Source organism: Mesorhizobium sp. M0243 (genome assembly GCF_040321775.1).
Classification (GTDB): Bacteria; Pseudomonadota; Alphaproteobacteria; order Rhizobiales; family Rhizobiaceae; genus Mesorhizobium.
Genome location: NZ_JAMYSF010000012.1, coordinates 34567 through 48641, shown reverse-complemented (window position 1 = coordinate 48641; position 14075 = coordinate 34567). Strand labels below are relative to the sequence as shown.

Below are 14075 nucleotides of genomic sequence, written 5' to 3'. Positions count from 1 at the left end.
GCCAGTATTTAAGCGCCTTCGACGACCGAAAAGCCCTCGAACTGGGGGTGGCCGAGATAGTGGACCTTTGTCGTGCCGACATTTCGATGGGCGGCGCGGAAATTCTCCGACTTGGTCCAGGCGATGAAATCCTCGTGGCTCGCCCACACCGTGTGCGACGCAAACAGCGTGTAGCCTTCGGTCTCGTTGGCCGGGCCACGCAGCAGGTGGAATTCCCGGAAACCCTTCATCTCAGCGAGGCTGGAATCGCGGTTCTTCCACACGGCTTCGAAATCGTTCTCCGAGCCGGTCTGCACCTTGAAGCGGTTCATGGCGATGTACATGGCGGTTCCTTTCGTGCGGATGTTGATGATTGGCGGCTGCAGCGTTTGTTCTGCGCACATTCAAAATGGGCCGATTTCGGTCTCGAACTCCAAATTTGCGCTTGCTGCCTGTGGTGGAATTGGAGGGAAGGGGGCTGCCTTGCGGACAATGCCAAGCGCCGCCTGATCGAAAGCCGCCGACCCTGAGGTCTCCAGGATGCGCAACTCGTTTATGTTGCCCTTCCTGCCTATGACGAATGTGACAACCGCATTGTTGCGTGCCGCCAGCTGTAGGGAAGGCGGGAGGGTGCGATTGACGCTGCCGAGTTTTCTAAAAACATCGCCGCGGTAGTTGTCTTCCGCGGCCGTGCCTGCCTCTTTTTGCCTTTTGCCCTTGCTGGCTGCTTGCGCCGACCGGTCCTCGCCATTCGCCGTGCCGCGCTTCTCATCCGCCGTCTTTGAAGGGGCAGCTGCCGACGTTGGCCTGGCGCTGGGGATCGGTGGCTGCTCTGGAACGGCGACAGGCACTTCGGCGCTCTCGGCCTGCACGGTCGGCTGCGCCGGCGTTTCGGCCTTGGGAGCCACGCTCTGGTCATCGGGGCGAGGGGCGCCGGCCACCAATATGTCGGGCGTCACCGTCTGCTGTTTGGCAGGTTCCGGCAAAGGCTTGAGCGGCTTTTCTGCGTCCTTCGCGGGTTGCGAAGGCTCTGTTGGCGGCGTTGGCTTGGGCGGCGTTGCTGGCTGTGGTGTGGCGGGTTGCGGGTTCGGCACCAGTGCAACGTTTATTGCCGTCGGGTCCTTGTCCAGCGCGCTGCCGACCACGTTGGTGCCCGACTGTTCACTGCCTTCCGGCTGCTCGGCATCTTGGAAACTGGAAATCCCCGTAGGGGAGATCAGAAAGGCCGCTGCCACCGCGGCATGGAGCAGGCAGGAGACGACGATCGCCGCCGTCCACTTGCGGTTCCAGGCCGATGGCCGCGGCAGCGCGAGCGGCTCGGTTGGCTCTATCGCCAGCTCGGCGCTGGCTTCGGGGAGGGGACTGATATCCTGCATGTCTCGCCGCGAGACCTGCAGCGACAAGAGCAGAATTGTCAAATCAAGATCGTTCGCTCGCAGCGGCAGTCGGCAGTGGCCGGCAACTGGCCACGCCGCATTGTTTTGCAGGAATGCGGGATGCAGTCCCACCTCAGACGCCGAAAGCGATCCCGGTCTTGGTGTCCGTCTTCAGCTTGCGCATGCAGGCGTTCGGTTCGACGCCGGTACCGGTGCATTCGGTCGCGCTGTTGATCAGCACGCGGCTGACTTTCGAGCACTCGGTGCCGGCCAGATCGAAACGCGTCACCTTGGTCTTGCCCGCCGGCAATTCCTTGAAATCGAGCACGGTCAGCCGGTCGACGACGCCTGCCTCGTTGAACAAGGCGATCTCGAACGCAGCCTTGGACAGGTCGGCGCCGAGATTGTTGTTGACCACGAACGTCAGGCGGCAACCCTTGTCGGAAGGTTGCGCACCATTGAGTTCTAGGGTGAGTGCGGGGACCGGCGCGGACTCTTGTGCCCACGCCGGAACCATCGCAAGCGACATCGCCAGCATCGAGGTCAGCAGACGAAGGGATGTCATCAAGCTCGTCATGGTCATCAGCCTCCAAATCGCATCGTCGCCGCCAGCTTCAGAGTGACGCCGGGCTCGTAGGCCGCGAAGACCGGCTGCGGCGGCTGGCCGGCCGTGGTCAGGTTGAGCGGGTTGGCGTATTTGACATCGAACAGATTGTCGGCGCGGAAATCAATCTTCAAATTGTCCGTCGCCTGGTAGCTGGCAAAAGCATTGACCAGCGTGTAGTCCTCGGCGATCGGATTGCCCTTGGGCTTGCCATTGTATTGCACTTCGCCGCCCACGGTCAGCTTGTCCTCGAGGAAGCGTAAGCCGAGCTGCGCGGTGACCTGGGATGAGGGGATGGTCAGCAGGTCGGCCCGAACGTCCTTGTAGGAAATGGTATGACCATTGGTGATTGAGGCCGAAAGCCCGGCATAGCCCCATCCGGCATCATAGACGCCCTCAAGTTCGAAGCCGTCGATCTTGGCCTTGGCAAAATTCTGGTACTGGAAGCATATCGGGATACCGGGTCCGCTCGGGCAGCCGGCTGTCGGGTCAAACCGCGACAGGGTAACGCCATCGATGTAGTCTTCGACATCGTTGTTGAAATAGGCTGCCTTGATGCGCAGCGCATCGCCGGCTTCGAGGATGTCATTCTGCTTGTAGTTGACGCCGAATTCGACGGTCTTTCCGGTTTCCGGCCGCAGATTGGGATTGGGCAGGAACGGGAAGGTGACACCCGCCGGATGGCGACCGCTGATCAGTGTTTCCGACAGGGAGGGTGACCGGTATCCTTCCGCATAGGTGCCGTAGAATTGCAGGCCGGCAAGGCTGGCGCTGTCGAAAGGCGAGACGCCGACGGTGATGCGCGGCGACAACCGGTCCCCCGACGTTTCGTGTGTGTCATCCTTGAGGCTGTAATTGTCGTAACGCAGCCCGGCGATGACTTCGAGCCACTCCCAGGTGAGCTTGTCCTGGACATAGGCGCCGGAGACGTTCCGCTTACCGGAAGGCGTATAGAAGCTGTCGCCACCGGCCGTGCCGCCGGTCTCGACGTTATCGCCGGCCCAGTCGCCGCCATAGGTCAGTTCGTGCGCGATGGCGGCAGTCTCGAATCTGGACGTGTTCCAAATGTCGATGCTGGTCGTGCCGATGTCGAATGTCGATGTCGAGCCAGCCGGCAAAACAACGGGAAGGCCGGTGCTCGGATCAAACCGGTTGAGAGGCACGAGGCTGGTCAGATCGAGATTGGTCTTGTTGTAGGAGGTGTTGATATGGAGATCGAGCCAGCTCTTGTCCTCATCCGTAATGTTGTAGCGGGCGGTGAAGGTGTTCGACTTCAGGTCGACCTCATTGACCGGCACGCCGCCGCTGATCTCGTTCCAGCCGTCGCTTGAGCCGACCCAACCGAGCTTCAGTTCGCTGTTGTCGGTCGGGCGGATGGTGGTCTTGAGCAGACCGCTCAGCACATCGAAGCCCGTGCCCTTGACCGTGTCGCCACCGCCATCCTTGTAGTCGTCATAGTTGCGGTAGACGATGTTGCCGAGCACATCCCAGTTCTCGTTGAGGCGGTAGGCACCGGATGCGCTTGTTGTCCAGCCCTTGCCGTTGCTCTCATAGCGTCCCGTGACGGAGCCGGCCCATGTTTCTTCCGGCTTGAGGAAATCCTCGGCGTCCTTGGTATCGAAGAAGACAACGCCGCCGATGGCGCCCGAGCCGTAGGTGTTGGCGACAGGACCGCGGATCACGTCGACGGATTTGACGAGTTCGGGGTCGATGTAGAAGGTCGACTGCGTGCCGTGGTCTGAGCGCTGGAAATTCTGGCGCGCGCCGTCGACGATCACCGCGACGCGGCCGAAATCCTGCAATCCGCGGATGTTGATGCTGGTGCTGACACGCCTGGCGTCGGCCTGCGCGGCGACGCCGGGCACGCCGAGCAGCATCTCGTTCGGCGTCGTCGCCATGCGGCGGTCGAGCTGTTCCTGGCCGACATGGCTGGTCGATGCCAGCGATTCGATCGCCGTTTCGCCGGTGCGGCTGATGACGAGGATCTTGTCGAGCAGCGTTGCGCCCGCTTGTGCCGCCTTTTCTTCGTCGGCCTTCTTCGTTTGATCTGTCTGCTGGTCCGCCGGCTGCGCCGCCTGCTGAGCGTTGGCCAGCTGCGCCGACAAGGCGATCGCCGCCACGCTTGCCAGCAAAGCCGCTGCGCCGTTCGCCGCCGACCGGCCGCGCCATTCCCAAGTCACAAACCCCATGCCCCAACTCCAAAGTCCAGGTTTCATGCTGGCTGGCCCGGGGCTGGCTGGCATTTTTGATCATGTCCGGGGTCTTAAATGTTGATTCATTTAATCCGGTATTGCACTGACTAGTAAACATGATTATTCAAGTCAAGAAATGAATCGGATTACGCAACGCCTAGCCAGACGCCCGGCACAGGAAAGGGATCCATCCAGATGAACACCCACAATCCCAACGATTTTCGCTATCGCGTCCGCCGCTCCGACGATGCCTCCGCCCGTTTCGACCGGGTTCCGCTGGCGGTGCGAACCCTGTCTAGCAACACCCTGTTCCAGGGCGAGCACGAGATCGGCATCGAGCATCATGGCGCGCTCTACCGGCTGAAGATCACCCGCCAGGGCAAGCTCATTCTCAACAAGTAAGGCAAGGCCACAGGGACCAAGACATGGACCAGCGCGTAAAACCCGCCCCGCATGAAATCCGGCGGGCACGGACAGACAATCCGAAGACGCGCGAGCGTGATCTCGCCGCCCAGCTCGGCATTTCGGAGGCCGAGCTGGTCGCAGCCCACTGCGGCGACGGCGTCGTCCGCGTCGAGCCACGCGTCAACGATCTTTTGACCGGTCTCGAAGCCGTCGGCGAGGTCATGGCGCTGACCCGCAATGAAAGCGCGGTGCACGAAAAGATCGGCGTCTATGACAAGGTCGTCACCGGCAACCACAATGCCATGGTGCTTGGCGAAAACATCGACCTGCGCATCTTCCCGAAGGTCTGGGCACACGGCTTTGCCGTCGAGAAGCGAGACGGCGACGAAATCAGCCGCAGCCTGCAGTTTTTCGATGCGGCGGGCGAGGCCGTGCACAAGGTGCATTTGCGTCCGGCCTCCAGCCTCTATGCCTATCAGAAACTGGTTGCCGCGCTCGAATCGTCCAATCAGGAGCCGACGGTCGACATTTCAGGACCACTCCCCGATGACGAGATCCATGGCGACGAAACGGCCGCCAACCTCGACGACCTGCGCGACCGCTGGAGCCGGCTCACCGACGTGCACCAGTTCTTCGGCATGCTGAAGACGCTGAAGCTCAGCCGCCGGCAGGCGGTCCGCCTGGTCGGGCAAGACTATGCCTGGCAGCTCGACAATGATGCCGTCCGTGCCATGTTTCATCACGCTGCGGAGGGCGAGATGCCGATCATGTGCTTTGTGGGAAACCGCGGCTGTATCCAGATCCATTCCGGTCCGATCAAGTCGATCAAGCCGATGGGGCCATGGATCAACGTGCTGGACGAAACCTTCCACCTGCATTTGCGGACCGACCACATCCAGGAGGTCTGGGCGGTGCGCAAGCCGACCAAGGACGGTCATGTCACCTCGCTTGAGGTCTATGACGTCGACGGCAAGATGTTCATCCAGTTCTTCGGCAAGCGTCATGAAGGCGAAAGCGAGCGGGACGACTGGCGCTTCCTGGCGGAAAACCTGCCGCGCATCCCAAACCCGACCGCAGCCTGAGGAAAATGCGATGCGTTTTTTCCCAAGATTGTCGACCGTGCGCGGATCTATTTTCGGGCCGGTGATCGGTCTCTCCATAGCTGTTATCGCACTGCAATCCGCCAGCGCCATGGAAGGCACGGCCGTGTTTGCCGATCCTTCGAAAATCGTGGCCGTTGGCGGCTCGATTACCGAGATCGTCTATGCGCTCGGCGAGGAAAAGCATCTGGTGGCTCGCGATTCCACCAGCCGGTACCCAAAGCCGGCGCTTGAGCTGCCCGATGTCGGCTACATGCGCGCGCTGTCGCCGGAGGGGGTGCTGTCGGTTAACCCGACCGGCATCCTGGCGCTGCATGGCAGCGGTCCCAAGCAAGCCGTCGATGTCTTGAAGAAGACGAGCGTCCCGTTCATCGAAGTGCCCGAGCACTATAGCCACGAAGGCATCCTCGAAAAGGTCCGTATCGTCGGCAAGGCGCTCGGCGTCGACGCCAAGGCCGAGGTGCTCGCCGGGGAGCTCGATGCCAAGCTTACGGCAGCTGAGAAGCAGACAGCGTCGATCAAGGAGCGCAAGCGCATCCTGTTCGTGCTGTCGATACAGGGCGGCAAGATCCTGGCGGCCGGCAGCGAGACCGCGGCCGACGGTATGGTCAAGCTGGCTGGCGGCGTCAACGCGGTCGAGGGCTTTTCCGGCTACAAGCAAATGTCCGACGAGGCGATCATAACCGCCAGACCGGACGTGGTCCTGATGATGAGCAATGCCGGGCCTCCGGTGTCGGACGACGAACTGTTCGGCAATCCGTCGATCGCCTCGACGCCGGCCGGAACGGCGCGCAAGCTGATCCGCATCGACGGTGCCTATCTGCTCGGCTTCGGGCCACGCACGGCCGATGCCATCCACGACCTCGCTGTCTCGCTTTATGGCGGGCAGGTCACGGACTGAACGGGCGGATCATGGTCGATCAATCGATCGCCGGCCCGGTGATGGCAAGCGTATCCGAAGGCGACCGGTCGGGCCGCGCCCGCATCGTCATCCTTCTGCTGTGCCTGGGGCTCGCGGCTGCCATTTTTCTGTCGCTGACATCGGGGGCTTCGGACGCTTCGGCCGTCAACGTCATTGGCGACTGGCTGTTCGGCACAGTGCCTGATGACGCCGCGGTGAGTGCCCGCGACAGCCTGATTGTCTACGACATCCGCCTGCCGCGCATCATTCTCGGCATGCTGGTCGGCGCGGCGCTCGCGGTCTCCGGCGCGGTCATGCAGGGACTGTTCCGCAATCCGCTGGCCGACCCCGGCCTGATCGGCGTCTCGGCCGGCTCCAGCCTCGGCGCGGTTGCCGTCATCGTGCTCGGCGCCACGATATTGGCTCCGGTGACCGTCTTGCTCGGCACGCTCGCATTGCCGCTGGCGGCCTTCTGTGGCGGGCTCGCCACCACGCTGGTGCTTTATCAGGTCGCGACGCGGCGGGGGCAAACCTCGGTTGCCACAATGCTGCTTGCGGGCATCGCGCTGGCGGCGCTCGCCATGGCGCTGACCGGCATCCTCATCTTCATGGCCGACGATCGCCAGTTGCGCGACCTGACCTTCTGGCAACTCGGATCGCTCGGCGGCGCGACCTGGGCGAAGATTGCTTCCGTCGGGCCGATCATCGTGCTGGCGCTGGCGGCGATGCCATTCCTGGCACGCGGCCTCAACGCGCTGGCGCTGGGCGAGGCGACCGCCGGCCATCTCGGCATTCCGGTGCAGCGGCTGAAATACACGGCCATCATCGGCGTCTCCGCCGCGGTCGGAGCGTCCGTCGCCGTTAGCGGCGGCATCGGCTTTGTCGGCATCGTGGTGCCGCATCTGCTGCGCCTGCTGATTGGTCCGGACAATCGCTATCTGCTGCCGGCGTCGGCGCTGCTCGGTGCCTCGCTGCTGCTTCTGGCCGATGCGGTCGCACGCACCATCGTTGCGCCGGCCGAACTGCCGATAGGTATCGTCACCGCGATAGCGGGCGCGCCGTTTTTCCTTTGGATCCTGCTGCGCAAGCGCGGCGTGGTTGATTTGTGAGGCTTGATGATCGAGGCCAAGGATGTTTCGGTTGATATCGCCGGCAAGCCTATCGTCAGCGGTATCGATTTCCACGCGCGGCCCGGCGAGATCGCCGCCATCGTCGGCCCCAATGGTTCGGGCAAGACGACCTTCCTCAAAGCGCTCTCCGGCGAACTCGCCTATACCGGGCGCGTTGCCCTCAACGGCCGAGATCTCTCGACGATGAAGCCGGTCGAGGTGGCCGTCCATCGCGCTGTGCTGCCGCAGGCGACGACGCTGTCGTTCCCGTTCACCGTGCGGGAAGTGGTTAAGCTTGGCCTTGTCGGCGGCCGCTCAGGCGTCTTGCCGGGCGAGGATTCGCGGCTGCCGGAACGGGCATTGGCGCGTGTCGATCTCGACGGCTTTGCCGGCCGTTTCTACCAGGAGCTTTCCGGCGGCGAGCAGCAGCGCGTCCAGCTCGCGCGCGTGCTGTGCCAGGTCTGGGCGCCAGTGCTCGACGGCAAGCCGCGCTTTCTGTTCCTAGACGAGCCGGTTTCCAGTCTCGACATCAAGCACCAGCTGATCATCATGAACATTGCCCGCGACTTCGCCAGAAGGGGCGGCGGCGTGGTCGCCATCCTGCACGACCTCAATCTGACGGCCATGTATGCCGACCGGATCTTCGTCATGCACCGCGGCAGGCTAGCCGCCACCGGGTCGCCGCGGGATGTGCTGAGCGATGACCTGATCGAAAAAGTGTTCGACTGCCGGCTCAGGGTCGGCGTGCTGCCGGCCGGCAATATGCCGTTTGTGCTGCCTCAGTCAGCAGCTTAATTTATTGCAAACCTAGCCCGCGCCCCTGGCTGGGCTAGGCAGCCGGGGCGCGGCGCTCCAACATGTCGATGCCGAGCAGGTTGCGCACATTCGGCCGCGCCGCTACCAGATCGGCGATCGTGTAGCGGGCGAGCACGGCGAAGAACGCGTTCAGCGCCTCGCGCAGCGCCGAGTTCAGCGCGCAGCTGTCGACCAGCGGGCATTCGGCGGCATCGTTCTCGAAGCATTCGGCCATGGCGAAGCTCTCTTCTGTCACGCGCACGACATCGAACAGGCTGATGGCTTCGGCGGCACGGCCAAGCTTGACGCCGCCATTCCTGCCCCGCACGGTCTGGACAAGGCCGTGCTCGACCAGGGGCTGCAGGATCTTGAACAGGAAAAGCTCCGACACCGAATACGCGGCCGCGATCTCCGGGATGCGGCTCAATCGGTCATCATTGGCCGCGCAATACATCAAGATGCGCATGGCATAATTGGTCTGGCGCGTAAGCCGCATTTTGTCCTCACAAGGCACTGGTGCGGTGCAACCACGCCAGATCTGGAAATTCTTGCTGATGCGGCTTTGACCCGAATTTCCGGATTCGCCACATTGGCTCGGGCGGAATATGGCCTATACCTTGGAATAATTCCAGACTAGCTTCGTGCGATAGATGAATTTTCTCCTCAACTTTGTGTGCGCAGCCGGAGAAGATGCCGGACGAAACCCGCTGTCGCGGGTATTTCGGCGCTCGGAACACTAAATAGGCTGAGATCGACGAGGAGCGGCTCACCCATGTCACAATCGGCTTCGCCCCTGGCGCCGGTCCGTTTCGATGCCGAAGCGGATGCCAAGCTTTCCGCGTTGCGGCGGACGAAATTCCTCGCGGCCGCCGCGCTGGCGCTTTGCGTGGCGGTGTTTGCGCTCGCCAAATCGTTCGAGCACATCCACCCGTGGCTCGGCTTCGTCGCTGCCTTTGCCGAGGCGGCGACCATCGGCGGGCTGGCCGACTGGTACGCGGTGGTGGCGCTGTTCAGGCGACCTCTGGGGCTGCCGATCCCGCACACCGCCATCATACCCGAGAACCAGAACCGCATCGCCGACAATCTCGGCCGCTTCATCGAGGTCAACTTCCTGGCGCCTGAACCGGTGCGTGAAAAGCTCGCCGAGGTCGATTTCTCGGCACTCGTCGCCGACTGGCTGGCCGATGCGGAGCGCGCCGCCGGCCTGTCGCGCTTCGTCGTGCGGCTGGTGCCGCAGACGCTGGCGGCGATAGAGCAATCCGGCCTGCGCGGCTTCGTCACCAGCCGCATGCTCGAACAGATTGAAAAGGTGCCGCTGGCGCCGCTGGCCGCCGAGCTGTTGTCAGCGCTTACCGACGACCGCCGCCACCAGAAACTGTTCGACGAGTTCACCAAGGTGATCGGCAGGTTCCTCAATGACGAACAGGCGCTGGCGACGATGCGCGAGAAGATCCGCGAGGAACTGCCGTCGCTGTTCAACCTGTTCCGCGCCGACGCCTATCTCCTGAAGAAGATCGTCGCCTCGGCCGGTTCGCTGCTCGACGAGGTGAGGGCCGATCCCGATCACCCGATGCGCGCCGAATTCGACCATTTCGCTCAAGGCTTCATCGAAAAGCTGAGGACATCGAAGCAATACGCCAAACGTGCCGAGAAGCTGAAGCGCGATTTCCTGGCCCGGCCGGAAGTCAGGGGATTGGCCGGCGACATGTGGGCAAGCCTCAGCCAGTTCATCGAGCAGGACGCCAAGGCGCCGAATTCGGTTGTCCGCGCGCATCTTGCCAACATGTTCGTCGAGGTCGGCCGCCATCTTGCCGGCGATGCGCAGATCCGGGCCGACATGAACCAGGGGTTCGTGGTGGCGCTGGCGTCGTTCGTGGAGAGCCAGAAGGCCGGCGTGTCGACATTCATCGCCGACCAGGTCAAGCGCTGGGACCTTGCCCAGCTGACGCGGCTGATCGAGATGAACATCGGCAAGGACCTGCAATACATCCGCTTCAACGGCATGATCATCGGCGGCCTCGCCGGTGTCGTGCTCTATGTGGCCGAGCGGCTGTTCCTCGTGAATTGATGCGCGGCCCGATTGGCGCTCATTCCTCCGCGTTCATGGACTCGCGGCATGCGAGTGCTATTCTCCCGCCGAGGGTGCCCGCATCATGCGGCAAAGGGGAGCAAACGAGCATGGCAAAACAACCGGAATCCGATTCTTTCATGGACATGTTCGGCAGGTTCGGCCGCGACCTGAAGGTGCCCAATGTCGATGTCGAGGCGATCCTCGCCCATCATCGCAAGAACATCGAAGCGCTGGAGAAATCGGCACGAGCCGGTGCCGCCGGCGCCACCTCGCTGTTGTCCCGGCAGCGCGAGATGCTGCAGGATACGCTGCGCGAGGTCACCGATATCGCGCAAAGCTACAGGGCGCCGGGCAATCCGCAGGAACTGATGGCCAAACGGAGGGAGTTTGCCAGGAAGTCCTTCGAGGCCGCGTTGAAGAATGCGGGCGAAGTGGCTGAACTGGTCAAGAAATCCGGTGCCGAATCGGTCGACATCCTGCGCACCCGCATCAAGGAGGCGATGGAGGAAATCCGCGCCGGCTACGAGAAGAAGTAGCGGATGTGGCCGGGGCCGGCTCATTGCTGCCGACAGCGCCCTGAAGCCCGGAAAGCCCGATTTGACCTGCGACTGCGCCGGCGGCGTGGCACGATTGCGGCCGAAATCGACGGAACGGATTCGCGCAGAGCGAATTGACAGAGGCCGTCAGTTCGTGGTCCGGAGGCTCTGGAAGCGATCGGGAAACCAGGAATGAACGAAATACGGCCTAAAACGCCGCCTACCTACGAGCAGTTGAGGACGATGGCCGGGCTGGAACTCGGCGTGTCGGAGTGGACGACGGTCGACCAGAACCGCATCGACCAGTTCGCTGAATGCACCGGCGACCATCAATGGATTCATGTCGACCCTGAAAGGGCGCGGCGGCAAAGCCCGTTCCGCACGACGATCGCGCATGGCTATCTGACGCTGTCGATCATCGGCGCACTGGCGCTCGGCATGGGCATCGTGCCCGAGAATACGCAGGCCGCCTTCAATTATGGCTTCGACAAGGTACGCTTCCTGGCACCGGTCAAGGTCGGTGCCCGCATCAGACTGCGCATCACGCTGCTGTCCATGGAGGACAGGGGCCCCGGCCAGTATCTGATGAAGGCCGCCAACACGGTCGAGATCGAAGGCGAGGAAAAGCCTGCTTTGATGGCCGAAACGCTGGTCATGCTTTATGAACGCCGCAAGCGGGCAGGGGCGTGAGAGGCTGTTCACCTGGAGCGCAAAATCAGAGGTCTTGTGATACTTCCACCAGCCTCTGCCGCTTGAACTCGGCGCGGGCCGAGAGCAGTGCGAGGAACAGTGCAGCCAGCGCCAGCACCGTGGCCGTCTGAAATGTGACCTGCATTCCCCGTGCTGCGGCCTCGGAACTCAGAAGTCCAATGCCTTCCTGCCCTTTGGCCGATGCGACGGCGAATATGGCGCCCATCACCGATGCGCCGGTGATCAGCCCGAGATTGCGCGAAAGGTTGAGCAGGCCGGAAACGACGCCGCGCTGGCCGGCGCCGACACCGGTCATGACGGCTGCATTGTTGGATGTCTGGAACAGGGCATAGCCGATGCAGGTGACGGTGATCGCAACGACATAGCCGGCAATGCCGAGTCTGGTCACGGCGAGCGACAGCAGGAACGTGCCTGTCGCGAGGCTGAGCAGGCCTGCGACCATCATCCTGTGGGCGCCGAAGCGGTCGGCCAGGCGTCCGGCCACCAGCGCCGACAAGGTCGAGACGAGCGGCCCGGTCGACAGCGCGAGGCCGACCATTGCGGCATCGAGCCCAAGTCCTCGCGACAGGTAGAACGGGGCCACCACCAGGGTCGCCATCATCACCGTGGCGACGACGAGGCTCATGGCGAGACTGGCGCTCAGTTGGAGGTCGCGGAAGCTGGCAAGCTGGATCAAGGGGTTTTTCACTCTCGCCTGCGCGGCGGCGAAGAGAAACACGCCGATGCCGGCAGCTATCAGCAGGCTGATGTTGAGTGCGCCGAAATTGCCTCGGCCAAACGTCATGGCCAGTGCATAGGCGGCCAGCGTCAAGGCCAGCAAGGCGGTGCCCACGACATCGAACGTGCCTCGGTCGACCTGCTGCGCTGTCTTGCTGTGTGCCGGCAGGGCACGCCAGGCGAGAGCGAAGGTGAGCACACCCAGCGGGACATTGACGAGGAAGATCGCTCGCCAGCCGAAGCCGGCGATCAAAAGGCCGCCGAGCGAAGGGCCAAGTGTCGTGCCGATCGCGGACATGGCGCCGAGCAGGCCCATGGCGCTGCCAATTCTGTCTTTGATCACGGTTTCGGCGACAAAGGCCAGCGTCAGCGCCATCATCAGCGCCGCGCCAAGTCCCTGCACGGCGCGTGCGGCAATCAGCAGCCAGAGTGTCGGCGCCAGGCCGCAGAGCACCGATGCCGATGTGAACAGCGCGATGCCGCCAAGCAGCAACGGCCTGCGCCCGAACATGTCGGCCAGCCGTCCGGCGCTGACGATCAGTGTGGTGATGGCGAGCAGATAGGCCAGAACCACCCATTGCACGGACTGGAACGTCGCGTCGAAATCCTGCATCAGCGACGGTAGCCCGACGCTGGCAATGCTGGTTCCCAACGACGACAGCAGCGTGGCGAGCGACAGGCTTGCCAGCGCCCAGCGGGCGGATTGCATCCGTGGCGGCGCCGATGCGCGCCCGTCCAGATTTTGCTCGGCAATTGCCACGGCGATCCCCTTCCATCAGTCCATAACCGGAACTGCTGGAGATCTAGTCCCTTGGCAGATGTGGCGGAAGGCGCAGCGTTTGCATCTTACTCGTGCGTTTGGCGCCATATCATGCCATGATCCGCCGATGACATCGCCCGATCTCAATCTGCTGTTCGCTCTCGACGTCCTGCTGACCGAAGGCAGCGTGGCGCGCGCCGCCAACCGCCTGCGCCTCAGCCCCTCGGCGATGAGTCGGACGCTGGCGCGGCTGCGCCAGGCGACGGGCGATCCGCTGCTGGTTCGCTCCGGTCGCGGCTTGGTGGCGACGCCGCGTGCGGAAGAACTGCGACAGCTGCGCGATGTGGCGATCGACCTGGACATAGGCGTCGCTGGCGAGACCGGACCGGAGGTGCGCATCCAGGCATTGCTTCGCGACCGCTTCATCGGCGCCGTGCGAATGGGCCATCCGTTGAGCGAGGGCACGGTGACGCCAGAGCGCTATGCCGCAGGCCGGCACATCAGCGTTTCACGGCGTGGCCGCGAGAAAGGGCCGATCGACGAGGCTTTGAACCGGCTCGGGCTGCAGCGGACAATCGTGTGCATGGTGTCCGGGTTCTCGGCAGCCCTTGCCATGGCCCGCACATCAGACCTGATCGCCAGCGTTCCGGAGCGGCACACCGAGGGCGCACGCGTCGGCATGCACAGTTTTGCCCTGCCTGTTGCCACGGCTGGGGTCACCATCTCCATGCTGTGGCACCCGCGCCTGGATGCCGATCCGGCGCAACGCTGGCTGCGCGACTGCGTGCGGGAGATCTGCGCGGCGTCTCGCTGACAACG

At 63.2% G+C, this 14075-nt stretch carries 15 protein-coding genes; 9 read left to right on the top strand and 6 right to left on the bottom strand.

Going from position 1 to position 14075, the window contains the following annotated elements; translation table 11 throughout:
- Window positions 1–8: 8 nt before the first annotated feature.
- The 4 genes from hmuQ to NKJ11_RS17360 all read right to left on the bottom strand — a co-directional run bounded on the left by hmuQ (window position 9) and on the right by NKJ11_RS17360 (window position 4148).
- Entirely contained in the window at window positions 9–323 is a 315-nt protein-coding gene (hmuQ, locus tag NKJ11_RS17375; RefSeq protein WP_352793879.1) for a heme-degrading protein HmuQ, read from the bottom strand.
- A gap of 60 nt (window positions 324–383) precedes the next feature.
- Window positions 384–1397, bottom strand: a complete 1014-nt coding sequence (locus tag NKJ11_RS17370) for an energy transducer TonB (RefSeq protein WP_352793837.1) — start codon at window positions 1395–1397, stop codon at window positions 384–386.
- A 91-nt stretch (window positions 1398–1488) separates the two neighbouring features.
- Window positions 1489–1932, bottom strand: a complete 444-nt coding sequence (locus NKJ11_RS17365; protein WP_023812248.1) for a hypothetical protein — start codon at window positions 1930–1932, stop codon at window positions 1489–1491.
- Between the two features lie 5 nt (window positions 1933–1937).
- Window positions 1938–4148, bottom strand: coding sequence for a TonB-dependent hemoglobin/transferrin/lactoferrin family receptor (locus NKJ11_RS17360; RefSeq protein ID WP_128303987.1), 2211 nt, complete (start codon window positions 4146–4148; stop codon window positions 1938–1940).
- 198 nt (window positions 4149–4346) lie between these two features.
- On the opposite strand from NKJ11_RS17360, the gene hemP reads away from it, so the two are divergent.
- The 5 genes from hemP to NKJ11_RS17335 are packed head-to-tail and all read left to right on the top strand — an operon-like array spanning window position 4347 to window position 8461.
- Window positions 4347–4553, top strand: a complete 207-nt coding sequence (gene hemP, locus NKJ11_RS17355; RefSeq protein ID WP_023757683.1) for a hemin uptake protein HemP — start codon at window positions 4347–4349, stop codon at window positions 4551–4553.
- A gap of 23 nt (window positions 4554–4576) precedes the next feature.
- Window positions 4577–5638, top strand: coding sequence for a hemin-degrading factor (locus NKJ11_RS17350; protein WP_352793836.1), 1062 nt, complete (start codon window positions 4577–4579; stop codon window positions 5636–5638).
- Between the two features lie 10 nt (window positions 5639–5648).
- The gene (locus NKJ11_RS17345; RefSeq protein WP_352793835.1) at window positions 5649–6557 is read left to right on the top strand and encodes a heme/hemin ABC transporter substrate-binding protein; all 909 of its coding nucleotides are present in this window, start codon (window positions 5649–5651) and stop codon (window positions 6555–6557) included.
- An 11-nt stretch (window positions 6558–6568) separates the two neighbouring features.
- Complete coding sequence (locus tag NKJ11_RS17340; protein ID WP_352793834.1) at window positions 6569–7666, top strand: FecCD family ABC transporter permease; 1098 nt, start codon at window positions 6569–6571, stop codon at window positions 7664–7666.
- Window positions 7667–7672: 6 nt separating this feature from the next.
- The gene (locus tag NKJ11_RS17335) at window positions 7673–8461 is read left to right on the top strand and encodes a heme ABC transporter ATP-binding protein (protein WP_352793833.1); all 789 of its coding nucleotides are present in this window, start codon (window positions 7673–7675) and stop codon (window positions 8459–8461) included.
- A 34-nt stretch (window positions 8462–8495) separates the two neighbouring features.
- Here NKJ11_RS17335 and rirA read toward each other — a convergent pair whose 3' ends face one another.
- Entirely contained in the window at window positions 8496–8957 is a 462-nt protein-coding gene (rirA, locus tag NKJ11_RS17330; protein ID WP_023812242.1) for an iron-responsive transcriptional regulator RirA, read from the bottom strand.
- A gap of 276 nt (window positions 8958–9233) precedes the next feature.
- On the opposite strand from rirA, the gene NKJ11_RS17325 reads away from it, so the two are divergent.
- From NKJ11_RS17325 to NKJ11_RS17315, 3 genes are all read left to right on the top strand, one after another.
- On the top strand, window positions 9234–10529 hold the full coding sequence (locus tag NKJ11_RS17325; protein ID WP_128303991.1) for a DUF445 domain-containing protein: 1296 nt from the start codon (window positions 9234–9236) through the stop codon (window positions 10527–10529).
- 110 nt (window positions 10530–10639) lie between these two features.
- Window positions 10640–11068 (top strand): phasin family protein, encoded by a 429-nt coding sequence (locus NKJ11_RS17320; RefSeq protein WP_128303992.1) that lies wholly within the window; start codon window positions 10640–10642, stop codon window positions 11066–11068.
- 192 nt (window positions 11069–11260) lie between these two features.
- Window positions 11261–11758 carry a MaoC family dehydratase gene (locus NKJ11_RS17315; RefSeq protein WP_023812239.1) on the top strand — a complete coding sequence of 166 codons (498 nt, stop codon included), beginning with the start codon at window positions 11261–11263 and terminating at the stop codon, window positions 11756–11758.
- A gap of 25 nt (window positions 11759–11783) precedes the next feature.
- Here NKJ11_RS17315 and NKJ11_RS17310 read toward each other — a convergent pair whose 3' ends face one another.
- Complete coding sequence (locus NKJ11_RS17310) at window positions 11784–13256, bottom strand: MFS transporter (protein WP_352793832.1); 1473 nt, start codon at window positions 13254–13256, stop codon at window positions 11784–11786.
- A gap of 127 nt (window positions 13257–13383) precedes the next feature.
- On the opposite strand from NKJ11_RS17310, the gene NKJ11_RS17305 reads away from it, so the two are divergent.
- On the top strand, window positions 13384–14070 hold the full coding sequence (locus NKJ11_RS17305) for a LysR family transcriptional regulator (RefSeq protein ID WP_352793831.1): 687 nt from the start codon (window positions 13384–13386) through the stop codon (window positions 14068–14070).
- The last annotated feature ends 5 nt before the right edge of the window (window positions 14071–14075 follow it).

Bases quoted from the DNA above. Each gene is read 5' to 3' on its own strand.
- hmuQ (WP_352793879.1), bottom strand. From the start codon at position 323: ATGTACATCGCCATGAACCGCTTCAAGGTGCAGACCGGCTCGGAGAAC.
- NKJ11_RS17365 (WP_023812248.1), bottom strand. From the start codon at position 1,932: ATGACGAGCTTGATGACATCCCTTCGTCTGCTGACCTCGATGCTGGCG.
- NKJ11_RS17360 (WP_128303987.1), bottom strand. From the start codon at position 4,148: ATGGGGTTTGTGACTTGGGAATGGCGCGGCCGGTCGGCGGCGAACGGC.
- hemP (WP_023757683.1), top strand. From the start codon at position 4,347: ATGAACACCCACAATCCCAACGATTTTCGCTATCGCGTCCGCCGCTCC.
- NKJ11_RS17350 (WP_352793836.1), top strand. From the start codon at position 4,577: ATGGACCAGCGCGTAAAACCCGCCCCGCATGAAATCCGGCGGGCACGG.
- NKJ11_RS17345 (WP_352793835.1), top strand. From the start codon at position 5,649: ATGCGTTTTTTCCCAAGATTGTCGACCGTGCGCGGATCTATTTTCGGG.
- NKJ11_RS17340 (WP_352793834.1), top strand. From the start codon at position 6,569: ATGGTCGATCAATCGATCGCCGGCCCGGTGATGGCAAGCGTATCCGAA.
- NKJ11_RS17335 (WP_352793833.1), top strand. From the start codon at position 7,673: ATGATCGAGGCCAAGGATGTTTCGGTTGATATCGCCGGCAAGCCTATC.
- rirA (WP_023812242.1), bottom strand. From the start codon at position 8,957: ATGCGGCTTACGCGCCAGACCAATTATGCCATGCGCATCTTGATGTAT.
- NKJ11_RS17325 (WP_128303991.1), top strand. From the start codon at position 9,234: ATGTCACAATCGGCTTCGCCCCTGGCGCCGGTCCGTTTCGATGCCGAA.
- NKJ11_RS17320 (WP_128303992.1), top strand. From the start codon at position 10,640: ATGGCAAAACAACCGGAATCCGATTCTTTCATGGACATGTTCGGCAGG.
- NKJ11_RS17315 (WP_023812239.1), top strand. From the start codon at position 11,261: ATGAACGAAATACGGCCTAAAACGCCGCCTACCTACGAGCAGTTGAGG.
- NKJ11_RS17305 (WP_352793831.1), top strand. From the start codon at position 13,384: ATGACATCGCCCGATCTCAATCTGCTGTTCGCTCTCGACGTCCTGCTG.